The organism is Pseudohongiella sp. (assembly GCF_040877505.1).
Lineage (GTDB): Bacteria > Pseudomonadota > Gammaproteobacteria > Pseudomonadales > Pseudohongiellaceae > Pseudohongiella.
The window spans coordinates 324988-344501 of the sequence record NZ_JBBDNQ010000015.1 but is presented as its reverse complement, the minus strand read 5'-3'; the positions used below and the strand labels follow the sequence as shown (position 1 = coordinate 344501).

Below are 19514 nucleotides of genomic sequence, written 5' to 3'. Positions count from 1 at the left end.
GTAGATTACGAGAAAATTCCACTTTTGACTTCAATTAATTTTGGGGCTGATTACCGTTTGTTATTGATTGCAATAGGTACTCCAGTGTTGCGTCTGTATCAACTCAACAAAATGTCTGAGCTCATGCTCCAGAGGGCGATCTTCGCTAACCAGTTCAAAGTGTTCAAACACCTGTTGTAACGTGGTGCGAATGTTGTCGGACAACGAAGACTGGTCCAATTGTTGTTGTCTGATACGTAAAGTGACCGCCTGGGTGGCTGCCATTAATGAAGCTGCGGCCACTTGTTCGGTTAACTCCAGAATACGCAGGCAGTCGCGGGCGGCAATAGTACCCATGCTCACCTTATCCTGGTTGTGACACTCGGTTGAGCGCGAGAACACACTCGCTGGCATGGTTAGCTTTAACGCTTCTGCAGTCCAGGCACTGATGCCTATCTGCACCGCTTTAAATCCATGATTCAAAGGTTTACGATGCTCTGCTGAAGCCGACAGATTATTGGGTAATCCATTATTAAATTTATTGTCCATCAACAAAGCCATCTGCCGATCCATTAAATCGGCCAGGTTGGCAACGCCAGTTTTCATGGTGTCCATGACCATTGCAATATGGCCGCCATAAAAGTGACCGCCATGCAGAACATGCTGACCTGCGCCATCGATAATCGGATTGTCATTCGCACTGTTCAATTCGGTTTCAATAATTCCCCGCATCCAGGGCATTGCGTCTTTGAGAGCGCCAATGATGTGAGGTGCGCAGCGAATAGAGTAGCGGTCCTGCAAACGCCTGGAGTTACGCGGATGCTCTTGATGGTTAAGATCATCGCGAATCCATGAAGCAATCTGGTTTTGACCCGGGTGGGGTTTGACTGAGAAAAGCCGTTCATCAAAATGCGCACTATTGCCCTGTAAAGCTATTGAGCAGAGTGAGGTAATGCGAGAACAGAGTCTGGTCAGGTAATCAGCGCGATTGAAAGCCAGGCAGGCCAGTGCAGTCATCACGGCGGTGCCATTCATCACGGCCAGCCCTTCTTTGGGTTGTAAGGTGATTGGCTGGATACCCAGAGTCTGGAAAACTTTTTCTGTGGGATGAATTGTTTCCTGGTAGAGCACTTCCCGCTCGCCGATAAGCGCTGCGGCAACATAGGACAGTGGGGTCAGATCACCACTGGCGCCGACCGAACCTTCCTCGGGGATGCGCGGCAAAATATCCCTTTGTAGAAGTAGTTCCAGCTGCTGCAGGAGTGCCCAGCTTACACCTGAGTAACCTTGACACAGGGAGGCCAGTCGCGCTGCCAGAATAGCTCGAGTCTGTTCGGCAGAAAAGATGTTGCCCAGGCCACAGCCATGAAAGCGGGTCAGGTGCAATGGCAGTTCTTGAATATCCTGCAGTGGAACCTGGGTGGTGACTGAATCACCGTAACCCGTGGTAACGCCATAAATAACACCATCTTCGCGTAGCAGTTGTTTAATAAAGTCCGCACCCTGATCAATGGCGGCTCTAAACTCGGGTGTTGAATTGAGTTTGACGACAGCCTTACGCTGCGCCAGATCATTGATTTGCTCAATAGAAAGCTTGTTGTTACCAAAAATGATAGCTGATTCAGTTGCCGTCACGGCTTTGACTCTCTTTTGATTTTGATCCACTGCGTCGATGGTTTCGTTCATGGCGGCTGTCTGTCCATATCCGGTATGGTGAGCCGTATGATTTCACGTCAGGCGGGGACAGGCAATGGAGACGGGGATCCTGACTGGCAAGGATAAGATGCCGGAAGCCTGGGCGCAACCAGAGCATCTTATCCTGCCGGACAGTTAATCGGACTTAGAAGTCAGCGTACATGCGCACACCGGCAACAAACGGCATGCCTGCTACAAAGGTCGGGATACCAAAACCGCCACCGGTGTTGCCGGCGTCAATCAGGTATTCCTTGTCGAACAGGTTGTCGGCGTACACTTCAAAGCGCCAGGGTTGGTCACCACCGAACTTGACGGAGACATCCGTGATCCAGTACGCGTCTTCTGAGAGCTCCGGGCGGTTGCTGCTTTCAAAGAACACTTCTGACTGGAAGGAGCTGATCCATTCGAACTCGATGGGGTAACCGGCGATCCGCACGCCTTTGTTGATATGCAGGGATCCGCTGACGTCAGGCGCCAGGCGGAAGGAGTTGCCACCAAAATCGAAGGCGCCGCCATTTTCTGCCGAGCCGTCAAATTTGGCATCCAGCAGGCCGAGCGTTGCGCCCACCCGCAGGGTGTCATCCACCTGGTAGTCGACCGTTGACTCAAAGCCGAACATGTCCGAGTCGCCTACCGTGACCGTCCTGCCTTCAAGCGTCTGGGCGTCGGTGAAGCTTTCCTGGAAGTCCTTGTAGGTGTAGGCGAACAAGGCACTTGTGAAAGACAAGCGGTCGCCGTAGTACTTCAGGCCGACATCAAAGCTGTCTACGGTCTCGGCATCAATGACGGAGGTTGTACCGAAGGGATCCACATCAACCACCGGAGAGCGTCGGCCTTCAGCGTAGTTGAAATACAGTGACAGACTGTTGGAGTGACTGTAGTTCAGTGAGAACCGCGGCAGAACGTCGGAAAAATCCGCTTCGCCTTCGGCGGTGAAGGTGTTGAAGAGCGTATCGCGGGAAAAGCGCGTTTCGTCGATGTAGCGAACGCCTGCAGTCAGCGTCACTTTGTCAGTCAGGTCGTATGACCCCTCGGCCACGTAGGACAGGATGTCCAGCTCACCTTCAAAGACGAACGGGCCGACAATGTTGGTGGACGATGTCGCCGGATCGCTGATCGGCGTGCCATCGGCATTAAACAGGGAGTCGACCAGCATCTGTCTGACCGCAGCGATTTCCTCGATGGAGGCGTTGGTGGTCACATCATTGGTCAGTGATATATTCGGAAACTGAACCTCGAGCTCTGCAAGCCGGGCGTCGAAGGCGCCGCGCAGGACCGGGTCAACCATCTGCACAAAGGGCAGTATCGATTCATCGTGGGTTGAGGAGAAGCCCACAAACCCCTCAAAGCGGCTGCCTGACTCGTACACAAGACGGGCGCCGTATCCGGACAGCTTGGCATTGTTTTCAAAAAATGCGTCCTGAATGCGCAGGCCGGTGCCGTCGGCATCAAAGGTTTCGGACAGCTCCACATCCTTGGTGTAACCATCAACGGTCAGCGCCAGGCTATCGCTGAAACGGTGGGTGACCGCGGCGTCCAGTGACTCCAGATCGCGGTCAATGCCGATCAGTGAGCCCAGGCCCAGTTCGGCGTCGGTGAACGGGTTAGTGTCGCCATTGCGCGGCGCGATGGAGCCGCTCTTGAAGGCTATGCCGGGCTGTTCATTGGTCTCGACGGAGGCGCGCAGCAGGAGATCGGTGTTCTCCAGCTCTGCTTTCAGCGTGGCGCGCAGTGCCTGCACCGATACGCCGTTCAGGTCACCACCGGCACAGGAGCGGGACACGCCATTTTGATCGGTGATCATGCCTGACGGGTTATAGGAGCCGGGGCCACAAGCCAGGTTTTTGATATTGCCATCCTGTTCGCGGAAGGCGCCGGCCAGGCGAAAGGCAAATATATCGTTGATAGGCGTATTGATCATACCGCGGACGTCGATGCCGCCCTCGGTGTTGGTCGCCATGCGCAGATTGGCTTCGAACTCGTTGATCGGCTGGGCCGAAATCATGCTGATGGCACCATTGGCTGCCGCGACACCGAACAGGGTGGGCTGTGGACCTTTCAGCACTTCGATACGCTCAATGTCATACAGCGACACGCTGGAAACAGTCTTCTTGCTGATATCGATGCCGTCCTGGTATACCGAGATGCGCGGTGTTGCGGTGATACTGGCGGAGTCGTCGGTGATGCCGCGAATATTAAACGAGGGCAGGCTGGCGCCTTGCTCCTGAATCACCACGTTGGGAATGAACCGGGACAGGTCGTCCAGTTCGGTGGTATTGGTGCGATCCAGAAATTCGCCCTGAATCAGGTCCATGGTGACGGGCACATCCAGGATGGATTGTTCGCGTTGTTGCGCGGTGACTGTGATCTCCTGCAGGGTCGGCGCCTCTTCCGTCTGGGCACTGGTGATGGAGGTGAAAAGCAGGGGGCCCGCTGTCAGACCGAACTTCAGTATCGATGATTTGCGCATGGGTGATGTCTCTTAAAAGGGTAATGTCACTTGATAGATGGCACAAAAACAGACCGGCTCGATGGATCCGTGTTAAGTAGTGGGAGGTCGCACCGTGCTCGATGTCGGGGACGTATTATGGGGGGATTATGTGACGATTTGATGGCAGCAAGGTGCCAAGTCTGACAATTCATGAAAGGCATCACGCCCAAACTCTTTCATAACTGAAGCTCCCCTTGCGAATCATTCTTGGCACTCTTTTTACCGGCTGGCCTTGATCGACCGGGTTTGCGACTACCATGTTTGGTGACGATTTTTTTGGCGGTTTCTTTGTGCGCGACGTTATTTTTTCTGAGACCGTATAATTTATCGGCGGCGGCTTTTCTGGCCAGTTTTTCGTCAACAATCGGCATTGGATAGCCGTTCATGTGTGATGGTGCCAGCCAGGGCGTATGGATAACGGATTTATCCATCGCACGTAATTCGGGAATCCAGCGACGAATGAAAACACCCTCAGGATCCTGGTCAAACCCCTGTTTGATCGGGTTGTAGATCCGCAGCGCATTGATGCCGGTGGTGCCCGATTGCATTTGCACCTGGCTGTAATGAATGCCCGGCTCATAGTCGGTAAACTGCCTGGCCAGGTAAAGGGCTGGTTTTCGCCAGTGCAGCCACAGGTGATAACTGGCAAAGCTCATGACCATGGCCCGCATGCGAAAATTCAGCCAGCCTGTTGCTTTCAAGGCACGCATGCAGGCATCCACCATGGGATAACCCGTCATGCCGTCTTTCCAGGCAGTGAAAGTGTCCTCGTTGAAGTCGTTCGCGCGTAAGTCGTCATAGGCCGCGTGCATATTTTCGAACTCGATACGGGGCTCATCCTCAAGCTTTTGCATGAAGTGGCAGTGCCAGCGCAGCCTGCCGGAGAAGGAGCGCAGGGCGCCAGGCCATTTGCCTTTTTCGCCGCGCGGCAGTTGCTTTAGTTCCTGGCTGCGCGCCTGGCAGGCCTGGAACACTTCACGCATGGACAATGTGCCGAATGCCAGATGAGTGGAGAGTCTGGAGCAGCTATCAAACGCTGTTACCGGTGAGGACATTTCTTTGGTATAACCTTCGCCACGTTCATACAAAAAGCTATGCAGCAGTTTCAGCCCCTCCGAGCGCCCACCTTTTTGAATATCAGCAGGCCCATCGTCCTGTAAGCCAAGTTCGGTATGACTGGGCAAGGCGTCAGATTTCTCCTTTATCTTGCTAAGATTTGCAGCAGGCTGTGCGGTGGGTTTGTTCATTTGCAGATACCAGCGCGCGGCCCAGCCATCACGGTTTTTAAGGCGCCGTATCACCCCGTTTTGAACGGGCTCATACCAGGGGATATTTTGTTGCTGGCACCAGTGTTTGACAGCTTTGTCGCGTTCATAGGTCCAGCCACTCCATGTCTCCTGATGAGACCACAGCGTTTGAATGGGGTGTCGTTTTTTAAGGTCCTCGAGAACGTCAACCGCATGGCCGACCTTTATGATCAGCCTCTGACCACGCTGTTTCAGCGCCTGATCGAGCTCCCGCAGGCATGCCTGCAAAAATGCATAATGCCGGTAGCTCATGTCGGGCTGCTGCCATAGTGCCGGCTCAAGAATATACAGAGGCAGGACAGCGCCGTTTTCAGCGGCCTCTGTCAACGCCACGTTATCTTCTATGCGCAAATCTCGTTTGAACCAGACAACGTTCACTTATTCACCCGGCGTCACCGCGCGGATACTTAAACCACTAGCAAGCACCAGGCTGGAAGCGACTTTTCGACGTGATGTGAACAAGACAGTACCCTTCGACTAAGGTTGATGACTCAGGGGATACGAGGCAGGTGACGATGACGGATCATGGAGAGTTGATTTTCACCCAGCCCTACTGCCGCATTGTCAATTTGGTAAAAGCGGGTATGCCAGTGCCTACTCCGCTATGCTAGAATCTAATTAATTCTCAAGGTGTTTTTCAAGCCGAGGTTCCGCAAAGATGTCCCGTGATAATAACAACTTAGGCTCTAGAATGATCGGCATTGGCCTGTATAGTCCAGCCGAGGCAGCTGCCTATACTGGCATCCCGTCGGTGGAGTTGCGTCGCTGGCTCTTTGGCTATACCGCAAATGGCAGGCATCACGAGGGTCTTTGGCAACCGGAATTGGCGAACACTGCCGATAATGCTCTGAGTTTCCATGATCTTCTGGAAATCCGCTTTGTTCACGCTTTCCGCAAGCATGGTGTCACACTGCAAGCCATACGCAGTGCCTCTGAGCATGCCCGCGAAATGTTCAATCAAGCTTACCCCTTTACTTGTAAGCGTTTTCAAACGGATGGGCGTAGTGTTTTCGCTTTGGTGCAGGAGGAAACCGGGGAGGAATCCCTGGTGGATTTAGTCAAAAGACAAAACGTGTTCAGTCAAGTCATCAGCCCGTCCCTGTATGTCGGGATTGAATACGCCGATGATGACTCGGCGCGGCGTTGGTTCCCCATGAAAAACAACAAAAGAGTGGTATTGGATCCGGCTCGTAATTTCGGTAAGCCTGTGCTTGCTGGTTATGGAGTCGGTGTTGAGGCCGTTGTCGGTGCCTGGCATGCCGAAGGCGAAGATACTTCTCGCGTAGCAAGGCTTTACGATATCCCGGTTGCCGCAGTGGAGGCGGCAATTCAGTTTGAACGCAGGGTTGCAGCCTGAAATTCCTGCTAGACAATAACCTGCCTCCCGCCCTTGCCAGGGCGCTTCATGCGCTTTCACAGGGGGAGGGGCATCAAGTCGTGCCTCTTTCCGAAAAATTTCCTCGGGACACCCCTGATATCGAGTGGGTACAAGCGTTAAGGAAGGAGGGGGGGCTGGGCAATCATTTCTCAGGATCAGTTCAGGAAAAGTGACCTCGAAAAGCAGGCGCTGAGAGAATGTGGCTTGATAGTTTTCTGTTTGGCAAAACATTGGTCTACAGCTGCCTACTGGGACAAAGCGTATCAACTTGTCCGATGGTGGCCTTCTCTGATTGATCAATCGGAGAGAATATCGGGCGGGGCAGCCTTTCGGGTGCCGTGGAGATACAGTCCGCCAGGTAAGCTTGAGCAGATAAAGATTTAAGCTAGGTGTATGCGGATATCGGCCGATGCTGGCAGAGTAGCAGTATGTTGCGCTATCAAATGGTGCCCAGGAGAGGACTTGAACCTCCACGACCTTTCGATCACTAGCACCTGAAGCTAGCGTGTCTACCAATTCCACCACCTGGGCATTGCGGGGTGAAGCTTTTCAGAGCGCGCATTTTGCCCATCTGCACCCATGCTGTCAATGGGGTGTACACAAAATCTTCAACAAATAAGGTGCCCGGGCGTGTATAATGCGGGCAAAATAGCGACGAAACGAGAAAATAGAGAAATATGGCTACACGAAAGCACGACGCCCCAGGGCAGGACGCCAAGTCCAGGAAGGGTTCCACCACAGACAGCGCTCCCATCAAAGACCCCTTCGCCAACCGCGAAGCGGAGAATTACGAAAAGCCCATCCCCAGCCGCGAATTCATCATGGAATACATGGAAGAAGTCGGCGAGCCGGTCAGTTATGAGCATCTGTGTGAACATCTGGAGCTGACCGATGATGAGGATCAGCTGGAGGCCCTGCGTCGGCGTCTGATCGCCATGGCCCGTGATGGCCAGCTGATCAGCAACCGCCGTGGCGTGTATGGTCTGGCGGACAAGATGGAGCTGATCAAGGGCCGTATCCAGGGCAATAAAGAGGGCATGGGCTTCTTTATCCCGCAGGATGGTTCCGGTGACCTGTTCCTGAGCCCGGGCGAGATGGTCAAGGTATTTGACGGTGATATCGTGCTGGCGCGGGTGTCGGGCGTCGATCGCCGCGGCCGCCGTGAGGGCATGATTGTTGAAATACTGGAGCGTCGCACCACGCAGGTGGTCGGGCGTTTCTACCATGAGGAAGGCTTTGGTCTGGTGGTGCCGGATAACCGACGCATCAGTCAGGAAATTCTGATTCCGGAAAAAGACATTGGCAAGGCGCAGGATGGCCAGTTTGTGGTAGCTGAAATCCGCAGCTACGCTGATCACCGCCGCAAGGCGGTGGGCGCGATCACTGAAATCCTGGGCGACCATATGGCGCCGGGCATGGAGATTGATGTCGCACTGCGCGGCCATGGCATTCCGTTTGAGTGGCCGGCCGATGTTGACCGTGCGGTTGAGGGGCTGACCGAAGAAGTGGCGGAAGCCGATCTGGCCAACCGTGTTGACCTGCGCAAGCTGCCCTTTGTCACCATTGACGGTGAGGATGCCAAGGACTTTGATGACGCGGTATTCTGTGAGCCCATGGACAATGGCGGCTCGCGGCTGTATGTGGCCATTGCCGATGTATCGCATTATGTAAAGCCGGGCTCGCCGCTGGACGATGAGGCGCAGAAGCGCGGTAACTCGGTGTACTTCCCGGGTCACGTGGTGCCGATGCTGCCGGAAGTGTTGTCCAACGGCCTGTGTTCGCTCAAGCCCAAGGTCAATCGCCTGGTGATGGTGTGTGAGATGGAGCTCAACACCAGTGGCAAGGTTGAGCACTACCGCTTTTATGAAGGTGTGATATTTTCTCATGCCCGCCTGACCTACACCGAAGTGGCGGACATGCTGGAAGAGCCGGACAGCGATATCCGTGTCCGGTCCGGTGAACGTTTACGTGAACGTTACGCTGATGTGTTGCCGCATCTGAAAACCCTGTACGAGACCTATCACCGGTTGGCCAGGGCGCGGCAGGAAGCCGGTGCGCTGGATTTCTCCAGCAATGAAACCCGCATCATCTTTGGCGAAACCCGCAAAATCGCCGAAATTGTACCGGTGGAGCGCAACAATGCGCACCGTCTGGTAGAGGAGTGCATGCTGGCGGCTAACGTCTGTACCGCGCGCTTCCTGGAAGACTCCGATTTGCCGGTGCTGTACCGCGTGCATGAAGGCCCCAACCCGGAGAAGCTGGAAAACCTGAGCGCCTTCCTGCGTGAACTGGGCCTGGTGCTGACGCGCAAGTCCAAGCCGGAGCCGCAAGACTACCAGCGTATTCTGGAAGGTGTGGGCGATCGCCCGGATGCGCGCCTTATTCAGACCATGCTGGTGCGTTCGATGTTGCAGGCGGTGTATTCGCCGGAGAACATCGGCCACTTTGGTCTGGGCTTTGAAGCCTACACCCACTTTACCTCGCCGATTCGCCGCTATCCGGACCTGCTGGTGCACCGTGGCCTGCGCTTCCTGATTCGTGAAGGTAAAAAGAAGCAGTTTATCCGTCAGGTGGAAGGCGCGCCGAAACTGACCCGCAAGGAAATCTATCCGTATCAGCTGAAGGACATGCAGCATTTTGGTGAGATCTGTTCCACCTTTGAGCGCCGCGCCGATGCCGCCAGTTACGACGTGCAGGACTGGCTGAAGTGTGAGTACGTGCAGGATCGCGTGGGTGATGACTTTGAGGGTACGGTGGCGTCGGTGACCGGTTTTGGTCTGTTTGTGTTGCTCACCGATATTTATGTGGAAGGCCTGGTGCATATCACGGCGCTGGCCAACGACTATTACAAATTTGATCCAGTGCATCAGATGCTGGTCGGTGAGCACAGCGGTACCACCTTCCACCTCGGTGATTCGGTGCGGGTGCGGGTCGCGCGCGTGGACCTGGATGACCGCAAGATTGATTTACAACTGCTGGATTCCAGCGGCAACGTTGCGGCTGACAAGGCGCGCAAGAGCCGCGGCGGAAAAGCCGGCGGCAAAGGCAAAGCGGGTGGTAAAGCTGCCGGTGGCAGGGGTTCTGCCGCTAAAGATGATAACGCCGGCGAAACCAAGCCGAAGCGCTCGCGCGGTGACAAGGCCAAAGACCAGGCGACAGACGACGCGCCGAAGCCCAAGGGTCGTGGTGGTGCTGCTAAATCCGGTGCCGCGAAAAAGTCGACCACTGCGGGTAAGAAGGCTGCACCCAAAACCGGGCAAAAGTCTGGGCAAAAGACCGATCAAAAATCCGGACAGAAGCCCGCCCAGAAGCGCACGCGCAAGCCAGCCCAGACCGCCGCGCAGCGACGTGCCCGGAAGCCGGCGAAAGAGTATTCGCAGAAACCGGGTGATAAGTCTAACCAGAAGCCTGCCGCCAAGAAGCCCAGCATGTTCAAGCGCTTGATGAAAAAGCTGGGAGCGTCTGATTAATGTCCACCCGCGAGTGGATTGTAGGCATTCATGCGGTCAGCGAACTGCTGCGGCGGCACCCGGAAGATGTGCACGAGTTGTTGCTGCAGCAGGAGCGCAGCGATCAGCGCATTGAAGAGGTGCGAGCGCTGGCGCAGGAGCTGGGGCTGGTGTTTAAAGTGGTGCCGCGCGCGGAGCTGGAACAGCGCATTAGCGGTGACGGTAAAAAAACGGGTAAAGCTCGATCTGATAAAACCCGACCTGGCAAGAGCGGCCCGGTGCATCAGGGCGTGGCCGCCTTGTGCCAGTGGCGCGATACCGTCAAGGATGAAGCCTTCCTCAATGCCATGCTCGACAAGCTGCCGCACCCCCCTTTATTGCTGATTCTGGATGAAGTCACTGATCCGCATAACCTGGGCGCCTGTCTGCGCACCGCGGATGCGGCCGGTGTCGATGCGGTGATTGTGCCCAGGGACAACTCGGCAACGTTGAACCTGACCGTGCGCAAGGTGGCCAGCGGCGCGGCGGAAAAGGTCAATCTGGTGGCGGTGACCAATCTCAGCCGCACCATGGCAGCCCTGCAGCAGCGCGGCATCTGGATAACCGGCACCGCCGGTGAGTCCACACAAAGTCTGTATGACGCCGACCTGACCGGCCCGCGGGCGCTGGTCATGGGCTCCGAAGGCAAGGGCCTGCGCCGCCTGACCCGCGAGCACTGCGACTTCCTGATCTCCATCCCCATGGCAGGGGCCGTCAGCAGTCTCAACGTCTCGGTAGCAACAGGTGTATGCCTCTTCGAGGCCATCCGACAAAGGAAGCCCAAGGCTACAGGCCGCTGAAAAACGTAATCGAGGCAGCCAATGCGAGGCAAAACAGGCGAGCAAGCGCAGTTTACACGCTAGTAAATGAGCATTGTGAGCCTGTTTTAACGAAGCAATGGCAACGCAGATAGTTTTTCAGTGGCTGGGGGAAATTAATTTGCATAACTAAGCGAAGTTCTTTAAACTTCGCGATCCCTGAATTCCTGCCGGAAGGCCGGTCTGCAGCCACGTGAAGGCTGAACAGCAGAGTAGATGACGGGATTAACTTCACTCCTTGTCTTACCGCCCAGGCCATGAAGGCCGGGATTACGGAAGACTTATTGCCAGAAGGAGTCTCTATGAGACATTACGAGATTGTATTTGTAGTACACCCTGATCAAAGCGATCAGGTCCCCGCGATGGTTGAGCGTTACAAGCAGATGGTGACCGAGAGCGGCGGTACCATCCACCGCGAAGAAGACTGGGGCCGTCGCCAGTTGGCTTACCCGATCAACAAGATTCACAAAGCGCATTACGTGCTGATGAACGTTGAGTGTAACCAGGACGTGCTCGACGAAATCGTCACCCTGTTCCGTTACAACGACGCTATCCTGCGTAACCTCGTGATCAAGACTGATGAAGCGGTCACTGAAGAGTCACTGATCCTGCAGGGCGAGCGCGAAAGCCGCGAACGTCGTGCCCGTGCCGAGCAGAAGCGCCGTCTGGAAGATGAAGCCGCTGAGCGTCAGGCTGCCCGTGAAGAAGCCGCCGCCGATGACAGCGATGACGAAGACAGCGACGGCGAAGATTACGATGGCGACGACGCTGACTCCGATGACGACAGCGACGAAGACGACAAATAATCACAGTTTTTTAAAGGATATTGACCATGGCACGTTTTTTCCGTCGCCGTAAGTTCTGCAAATTTACGGCCGAAGGCACAAAGCAAATCGATTACAAAGATCTGGAAACACTCAAAGCCTATATCTCTGAGACAGGCAAGATTGTTCCCAGCCGTATTACCGGTACCAAGGCGCGTTATCAGCGTCAGCTGGCGACTGCCGTCAAGCGCGCGCGTCACCTGGCATTGATCCCGTACACGGACAGCCACAACGTTTGATCCCTGCTTGGGCGGGGCTCTTGCTGAAATGAGAGTGTTATGCGGGGTTTAGCACAATACGCAATGAACGGTCGCCGACAGGCGATCACGGCAGCGTTTTTGTGCGGTTTGATCCCGCTTGCCAACATGCTGGCGCCGGCGATTGTGGCGTTGGTGGGTTTACGCCACGGGCCGCGAGAGGCCTTGATGGTGGCAGCCTGGGCCGCGTTGCCGCTGATTGGTTGGGCGATGGCCGGGGATATTACCCCGCTGATTTTGCTGATCGGGGTGTTTGCCCTGGCGACGGTGCTGCGACAGACCTCGTCATGGCAGGTCACCATGCTCGCGGCCACCCTGGTGGGCGTGGGTGCAGAGCTGGCGCTGCGGTTGCGGCCGGAGTTTCTGGTCCTGCTGACCGAACAGGTTGAGATGTTTCTGGCCAGCGGCGGTACCGGGGCGGAGATGCCGGAAGTACCGCCAGAGCTGATGCAGGGTGTCCTGATCAGCCTGTTTGGTGTCATGCACATGTTCCTGGCGATATGCCTGACCATGTTGGCGCGCTGGTGGCAGGCCTTGCTGTTTAACCCGGGTGGTTTTCAGCAGGAGTTTCACCAGTTCCGTCTGCAGCCAGCGGTGGCCGTGGCATTGATGGTGCTGTTTGTGCTGGCGAGTTTTGGCATAACAGTGCTGTCCGGTTGGACGATGTATTTTGTATTGCCCCTGTTTTTTGCCGGTGTCGCGCTGGTGCATGGGCTGGTAGGTATCAAGAACTTGTCGCGGCTTTGGCTGATTGCATTTTACATGCTCATGCTGAATCCGCCGCTGGCTCAGTTGTTGGCCGTGTTCGCACTTGCGGATAGCTGGTACGACTTCCGGGGCCGGATTCAGAAGCAGAGTTGACGAATTGAATAGCTCAAGAGCTAAATTGAGGAAAACATCATGAACGTAATATTACTGGAAAAAGTTGGTCGTCTCGGCGGCGTTGGTGACACCGCTGCAGTGAAAGCGGGTTACGCACGTAACTTCCTGTTCCCGACAGGCAAGGCAATCCCGGCAACCAAGTCGAACATCACTGATTTTGAAGCCCGTCGTGCTGAGCTGATGGCTGCGCACAACGAGAAAGTGGCTGCGGCTCAGGCCCGTGCTGCCAAGATCAAGGATCTGCGTGTTGAGATCGAAGTGAATGCCGGCGACGAAGGCAAGCTGTTCGGTTCTGTAGGCACCAAGGACATCGCGGATGCGGCCAACGCGGCCACCGGCAGTGACCTGGTGAAAGCAGAAGTACGTCTGCCCCTGGGTGCGATCCGTGAAGTCGGCGAATATGAAATCAGCATCGATCTGGGTTTTGAAGTGGAAGCGGTGATTACCGTGGCACTGGTGCCGGCGCAGCAGCAGGCGCAGGCGTAAACGACCCGAGACACACCCGGGTCTGGTGCTGATCTGCAGCACTGACCGGACCACCATCTGCTGGTTGTGAACACAACCGGGTAGTGGGAGAATAGAGCACCGTCGCCTCAGGGCTGCGGTGCTTTTTTTTGTCTATTTTTTTCCAGTTCATGCCGGAAACCCAGGACTATGTCGGAATCCAAGGAATCGTCAGCATCGCCACGTAGCGCCGGGGGCCCGCAAAGCGCCAGTGGCCCGCAAAGCGTCCTGTCGTTAAAGGTGCCACCGAATTCGGTAGAAGCCGAACAGGCCGTGCTCGGGGGTCTGATGCAGGACAACACTGCCTGGGATGACGTCGCCGAAGTGCTGCAGGCCGAAGACTTCTACCGCCACGAACACCAGCTGATTTTCAACGTCATGCTCAGGCAGGTGGAAACCAGCAAACCGATTGACGTGGTTACCCTGGTCGAGGCGCTGGACAGCCTGAACGAACTGGAAACCGCCGGTGGCCTGGAATATCTGACTGATCTGGTCAGCCATGCTCGTGGCACCGCCAACATCCGGGCCTACTCGCAGATCATTCGCGAGCGCGCCACACTGCGCACCCTGATCCGGGTGTCCAACGAGATCTCCGACAACGCCTTTAATCCCGCCGGGCGGCCCGCCGCCGAGGTACTGGACCAGGCCGAGCAGGCAGTTTTCCAGATTGCCGACAACCGTGCTCAGGATGGCGGCCCGCAGCAGGTCAATCCGCTGCTGACCAAGGCGGTGGAGAAAATTGACGAATTGATCAAATCCAAGGGCGGCATCACCGGCCTGTCCACCGGTTACAAGGATCTGGACAAGAAAACCTCGGGTCTGCAGAAATCCGACCTGATTATTATTGCCGGCCGACCGTCCATGGGTAAAACCACCTTTGCCATGAACCTGGCCGAGCATGTCGGCCTGAGCCAGGACAAACCGGTGCTGATCTTCAGTCTGGAGATGCCGGCAGAAAGCCTGATTTTCCGTATGCTCAGCTCCATCGGCCGTATCGACCAGACGCGTTTGCGCAGTGGTCAGCTGGAAGAGGAGGACTGGCCCAAACTGACCTCGGCCATTGCCAAACTCAAGGACCGGCCCATTCTGATCGATGATGCCGTGGGCCTGAGCCCGACCGAAATGCGCGCCCGCGCCCGACGTGTTGCCCGTGAGTACGGTGGCGTTGGCCTGATTGTGGTCGACTATCTGCAACTGATGCAGATCAAGGGCTTTGGTGACAACCGCGTGGGTGAAATCTCGGAAATCTCGCGCTCGTTAAAAACCATGGCGCGTGAGTTCGAGTGCCCGGTCATGGCCCTGTCGCAGTTGAACCGGGGCCTGGAACAACGCCCCAACAAACGACCGGTGATGTCGGACCTGCGTGAATCGGGTGCCATCGAGCAGGACGCGGATATCATTGCGTTTGTTTATCGCGATGAAGTCTACAATGAAGACACGCAGGACAAGGGTGTGGCAGAAATCATTATCGGCAAGCAGCGTAATGGCCCCATTGGTACTGTGAAGCTGGGCTTTATCGGGCACCTGCTGCGCTTCGAAAATCTGGCGCTGCCCGACTACGATGATAACTATGGTTGATCATCATCAGGTTGATGCACATAGCTGGGCCGAGATCGACCTGGCCGCGGTTCAGCACAACTTCCGCCGCGCCCGTCACTATGCGCCCGACAGCCAGCTCTGCGCCGTGATCAAGGCCAATGCCTATGGCCACGGTGTTGAGCAGATCGCGCGGGCGTTAAGCCATGAGTTCAGGGGCGGCGATTGTTTTGCGGTGGCCACGCTGGCGGAGGCGCGCCGGGTTTATCAGGCCCTGGGCCTGCGCGATATCCTGATTCTGCGCGGTCCGGTCAATGCCGCAGAACTGACGGAAATACTGGCCACCGGCTTTATGTGGGTGCTGCATTCGCCGTGGCAGGCCGATCTGCTGAAGCAGGAACTGGCTTTCTCAGAAGACACGCTGGCGCCCCGCATGCAGTTCCAGCCGCTGCGCATCTGGGTAAAAACCAACACCGGCATGAACCGGCTGGGCATGTCGGCGCAGGCCTTTGCTGACATCTGGCCCTGGCTGAAGAGCCTGCCCCAGCAAACGTCGCTGACGCTGATGTCGCATTTTGCCACGGCCGATGAACCGGCATTGCCACTGGCTGCTTCGCAGCTCCGGAATTTCGAGGCGCTGGCAGACACAGTGGCACTTGACCGTGAATGCGATGGCATGAGCCTGTCGGCATCGGCCGGCATTCTGGCCTGGCCGCAGGCACACTTCAGCATGTGTCGGCCGGGCATCATGCTTTATGGTGCATCGCCCATGGTTGGTGAACACGGACCGGCCTTTGGTCTGCTACCGGTGATGAGCCTGAAGTCACGCCTGGTCACCATCAATGAGGTCAGGGCCGGTGATACGGTAGGTTATGGCGCCACGTATCACTGTCAACAGGATATGCGTATTGGTGTCATTGGCATTGGTTACGGCGACGGGTATCCGCGTCATGCACCGTCGGGCACACCGGTGCTGATTCATGCAGGTGGCAGGGTGTTCGAGGCACCACTGGCCGGTCGGGTGTCCATGGATATGTTGACCGTGGATCTGACCGGTATACCGGCGGCGCCGGGCGACGAAGTGTTATTATGGGGGCAGGGCTGGGGACAGCAGTTGCCGGCCGAACGTATTGCCGATTTGTGCCAGACCATCGCCTACGAGTTATTCTGTCAGATTACCTCGCGCGTTAAATTTATTTATCAGTAGTTGTGTCCCTATGGCCAAAACCACTAAAACCAAAACCGCCTATGTGTGCAGTGATTGCGGCACCGAACATGGCAAATGGCAGGGCCAGTGCGTGGCCTGCAAAGAGTGGAACACGCTGACGCGCATTACCTTGGGTGCGACCAATCAATCGCCGTCGGTGCAGGCGGATTTCCGGCGTCAGGGTTATGCCGGTGAGCTATCTGACGCAGTTCAGGATCTGTCGGAGATTGATGTGGCGGCGGTACCACGCTTCTCTTCCTCCATGCAGGAGCTGGATCGGGTGCTGGGCGGTGGTCTGGTGCCCGGCTCGGCGATTCTGATTGGTGGTAATCCCGGCGCCGGTAAAAGCACGCTGTTATTGCAGGTGATGTGTATGCTGGCACAGCAGATGCCGGCCATGTATGTCACCGGTGAGGAATCCCTGCAGCAGGTGGGCATGCGCGCGAAACGCCTGGGTCTGCCGGAAAAGAACCTGAAAATGCTGGCCGAAACCCAGGTGGAAACCATTTGTGAACTGGCCTCGCAGGTACAGCCCCGGTTGTTGGTCGTGGATTCCATTCAGGTCATGCACAGCGCTGACGTGCCCTCGGCACCAGGCAGTGTGTCGCAGGTGCGTGAGTGCGCCGCGTACCTGATCCGTTATGCCAAACAGACCGGCACGGTGTTGTTCCTGGTGGGCCACGTCACCAAGGATGGCAGCCTGGCCGGGCCCAAAGTACTGGAGCACATGATTGACTGTTTCATCATGCTGGAAGGCGGCAGTGACACCCGCTACCGCACATTGCGCGGGCAGAAGAACCGCTTTGGCGCGGTGAATGAGCTTGGTGTGTTTGCCATGACCGAAAAAGGCCTGAAGGAAGTGAAGAATCCGTCGGCAATTTTCCTGGCGCGCACGGAAGAAGAAAGTCCCGGCTCACTGGTGATGGTGTTATGGGAAGGCACCCGACCCCTGCTGGTGGAAATCCAGGCGCTGGTCGATGGCGGGCAGGGCGGCAATCCGCGCCGCCTGGCAGTGGGCCTGGATCAGAACCGCCTGGGCATGTTGCTGGCCGTGCTGCACCGTCACGGTGGTCTGTACATGGCCGACCAGGATGTGTTCGTTAACGTGGTGGGCGGCGTCAAAGTCACTGAGACCGGCGCTGACCTGGCGCTTTTGTTGGCCATTGTCTCCAGTTTCCGTGATCGTGCCTTGCCGCATGAGCTGGTGGTGTTTGGTGAAGTGGGGCTGGCCGGTGAGATCCGCCCGGTGCCCAGCGGCCAGGAACGACTACAGGAAGCTGCCAAACACGGCTTCCGCAAAGCGATTGTGCCCAAGGCTAATTGTCCGAAATCGCCGATCGCCGGGATGGAAATCATCGGCGTGAGTAAACTCTCCGAAGCGTTGGCAGCGCTGTAAGTTATCATTGGAATCGTTATGCCAGAACTGGATCAAGCAGTAAATCAACAGCCGATTGTCTCGATCAAAAACCTGAACAAGTCCTACAAGGACGGTTTTCAGGCGCTGAAGAACATCAATCTGGATATCTACCCGGGTGAGATCATTGCGTTGCTGGGCCCCAACGGCGCCGGCAAAACCACACTGATCTCTACCATCTGTGGCATCGCCCAGGCCACCAGTGGCAGCGTCACCGTCGATGGCAAAGACATCAGCAAGGATTTTCGCGAGACGCGCGCACTGATTGGTCTGGTGCCGCAGGAGCTGACCACCGATGCCTTTGAAACGCCTTGGGTAACGGTCAGCTTCAGCCGCGGGCTGTTTGGCAAGGCCAAGGACCCGGCCTACATCGAAAAAGTCCTGAAAGATGTGTCGTTGTGGGACAAGCGTGACAACATGATCCGCACGCTGTCCGGCGGCATGAAACGCCGGCTGCTGATTGCCAAAGCGCTGTCGCACGAGCCGCGCATCCTGTTTCTGGATGAGCCGTCGGCCGGTGTGGATGTCGAGTTGCGCCGCGAGATGTGGCAGCTGGTGCACAAGCTGCGCGAAAGCGGCGTCACAATCATCCTGACCACGCACTATATTGAAGAAGCCGAGGAGATGGCGGACCGCATTGGCGTGATTGCCAACGGCGAGCTGATTCTGGTGGAAGACAAGAAGAGCCTGATGCAGAAGCTGGGCAAGAAACAGCTGATGCTTGAGCTCAAACAGCCGCTGACGGAGTTGCCCGCAACCCTGAATGCATTCGAAATCGAACTCAAGGATGAGGGTTACACCCTGGTCTACACCTTTGATACCCAGGCGGAACGCACCGGCATTACCACGGTGCTGGACGCACTGCGCGAGGCGCAGATCAGTTTCCGCGACCTGAGCACCACGCAAAGTTCGCTGGAAGATATTTTTGTTCGCCTGGTTGAGAAGGGTTGAAGGAGTTAGTTTAATGAACCTGCATGCTGTAAACGCAATCTATCGTTTTGAAATGGCGCGCACGCGTCGCACCCTGCTGCAGAGCGTGGTGGCACCGGTGATTACCACATCGCTGTATTTTGTGGTGTTTGGCGCCGCCATCGGCTCGCGCATCAACCAGGTTGAAGGCATCAGCTATGGCGCTTTTATTGTGCCGGGGCTGATCATGCTGTCACTGCTCACGCAGAGCATTTCCAACGCAGCCTTTGGTATTTATTTCCCCAAATTCACTGGCACCATCTATGAATTGTTGTCAGCGCCGGTATCCATGCTGGAGGTGGTGCTGGGTTATGTCGGGGCCGCCGCGACCAAAGCCCTTGTGCTGGGGCTGATCATTCTGGGTACGGCCACGTTTTTTGTTGATCTGCAGATCCAGCATCCGTTTGTGATGCTGATGTTTCTGGTGCTGACCGCGGTCAGTTTCAGCCTGTTCGGGTTCATCATTGGCATCTGGGCCGACAATTTTGAGAAACTGCAGATGATACCTCTGCTGGTGGTGACACCGCTGGTCTTTTTGGGCGGTACGTTCTACTCGGTCAGCATGCTGTCTCCGGTCTGGCAGATGGTGACGCTGTTCAACCCGGTGTTCTATCTGGTCAGCGGCCTGCGCTGGAGTTTTTACAGCCAGGCTGATGTCAGTGTCTGGATCAGTATCGGTATTATCCTGGGTTTCCTGGCTGCCTGCATGGCAACAGTGGCCTGGATATTCAAAACCGGATATCACCTGCGCAACTAAATGACAGC

Annotated in this window: 15 protein-coding genes, 1 tRNA gene and 1 pseudogene; 13 read left to right on the top strand and 4 right to left on the bottom strand. The window is 56.2% G+C overall.

The genetic code is table 11. From position 1 onward, the window contains the following. Positions 1-60: 60 nt before the first annotated feature. From hutH to WD071_RS06015, 3 genes are all read right to left on the bottom strand, one after another. Positions 61-1665 carry a histidine ammonia-lyase gene (gene hutH, locus WD071_RS06025; protein WP_368047442.1) on the bottom strand — a complete coding sequence of 535 codons (1605 nt, stop codon included), beginning with the start codon at positions 1663-1665 and terminating at the stop codon, positions 61-63. A 154-nt stretch (positions 1666-1819) separates the two neighbouring features. Beyond that, complete coding sequence (locus WD071_RS06020) at positions 1820-4144, bottom strand: TonB-dependent receptor (RefSeq protein WP_368047441.1); 2325 nt, start codon at positions 4142-4144, stop codon at positions 1820-1822. Positions 4145-4341: 197 nt separating this feature from the next. Further along, entirely contained in the window at positions 4342-5850 is a 1509-nt protein-coding gene (locus tag WD071_RS06015) for an FAD-binding domain-containing protein (RefSeq protein ID WP_368047440.1), read from the bottom strand. A 280-nt stretch (positions 5851-6130) separates the two neighbouring features. Here WD071_RS06015 and WD071_RS06010 point away from each other — a divergent pair, with 280 nt between their 5' ends. Further along, positions 6131-6829: a DUF433 domain-containing protein gene (locus WD071_RS06010; protein ID WP_368047439.1), complete on the top strand. Its 699-nt coding sequence runs from the start codon at positions 6131-6133 to the stop codon at positions 6827-6829. After that, positions 6826-7234 (top strand): annotated as a pseudogene (locus tag WD071_RS06005) (hypothetical protein). Before WD071_RS06010 ends, WD071_RS06005 begins: the two are co-directional and overlap by 4 nt. 60 nt (positions 7235-7294) lie before the next feature. Here WD071_RS06005 and WD071_RS06000 read toward each other — a convergent pair. Then, positions 7295-7381 (bottom strand) — tRNA-Leu (locus tag WD071_RS06000). A 146-nt stretch (positions 7382-7527) separates the two neighbouring features. On the opposite strand from WD071_RS06000, the gene rnr reads away from it, so the two are divergent. From rnr to WD071_RS05945, 11 genes are all read left to right on the top strand, one after another. After that, a complete protein-coding gene (gene rnr, locus WD071_RS05995; RefSeq protein ID WP_368047438.1) occupies positions 7528-10320 on the top strand; it encodes a ribonuclease R in 2793 nt (930 codons plus the stop codon). Further along, positions 10320-11138 carry a 23S rRNA (guanosine(2251)-2'-O)-methyltransferase RlmB gene (gene rlmB, locus WD071_RS05990; protein WP_368047437.1) on the top strand — a complete coding sequence of 273 codons (819 nt, stop codon included), beginning with the start codon at positions 10320-10322 and terminating at the stop codon, positions 11136-11138. The genes rnr and rlmB overlap by 1 nt, the downstream gene beginning before the upstream one ends. A 320-nt stretch (positions 11139-11458) precedes the next feature. Then, the gene (gene rpsF / locus WD071_RS05985; protein WP_368047436.1) at positions 11459-11962 is read left to right on the top strand and encodes a 30S ribosomal protein S6; all 504 of its coding nucleotides are present in this window, start codon (positions 11459-11461) and stop codon (positions 11960-11962) included. A 26-nt stretch (positions 11963-11988) separates the two neighbouring features. Continuing rightward, the gene (gene rpsR / locus WD071_RS05980) at positions 11989-12219 is read left to right on the top strand and encodes a 30S ribosomal protein S18 (RefSeq protein ID WP_070116348.1); all 231 of its coding nucleotides are present in this window, start codon (positions 11989-11991) and stop codon (positions 12217-12219) included. 39 nt (positions 12220-12258) lie between these two features. After that, the gene (locus WD071_RS05975; RefSeq protein ID WP_368047435.1) at positions 12259-13098 is read left to right on the top strand and encodes a hypothetical protein; all 840 of its coding nucleotides are present in this window, start codon (positions 12259-12261) and stop codon (positions 13096-13098) included. Positions 13099-13137: 39 nt separating this feature from the next. Beyond that, positions 13138-13605, top strand: coding sequence for a 50S ribosomal protein L9 (gene rplI, locus WD071_RS05970; protein WP_368047433.1), 468 nt, complete (start codon positions 13138-13140; stop codon positions 13603-13605). A 168-nt stretch (positions 13606-13773) separates the two neighbouring features. After that, positions 13774-15201: a replicative DNA helicase gene (dnaB, locus tag WD071_RS05965; RefSeq protein WP_368047432.1), complete on the top strand. Its 1428-nt coding sequence runs from the start codon at positions 13774-13776 to the stop codon at positions 15199-15201. Continuing rightward, positions 15185-16366: an alanine racemase gene (gene alr / locus WD071_RS05960; RefSeq protein WP_368047431.1), complete on the top strand. Its 1182-nt coding sequence runs from the start codon at positions 15185-15187 to the stop codon at positions 16364-16366. The genes dnaB and alr overlap by 17 nt, the downstream gene beginning before the upstream one ends. 10 nt (positions 16367-16376) lie before the next feature. Further along, positions 16377-17762 carry a DNA repair protein RadA gene (radA, locus tag WD071_RS05955; protein ID WP_368047430.1) on the top strand — a complete coding sequence of 462 codons (1386 nt, stop codon included), beginning with the start codon at positions 16377-16379 and terminating at the stop codon, positions 17760-17762. An 18-nt stretch (positions 17763-17780) separates the two neighbouring features. Next, entirely contained in the window at positions 17781-18731 is a 951-nt protein-coding gene (locus tag WD071_RS05950; protein WP_368047429.1) for an ABC transporter ATP-binding protein, read from the top strand. A 13-nt stretch (positions 18732-18744) separates the two neighbouring features. Continuing rightward, positions 18745-19506 carry an ABC transporter permease gene (locus WD071_RS05945; RefSeq protein ID WP_368047428.1) on the top strand — a complete coding sequence of 254 codons (762 nt, stop codon included), beginning with the start codon at positions 18745-18747 and terminating at the stop codon, positions 19504-19506. Positions 19507-19514 lie beyond the last annotated feature (8 nt).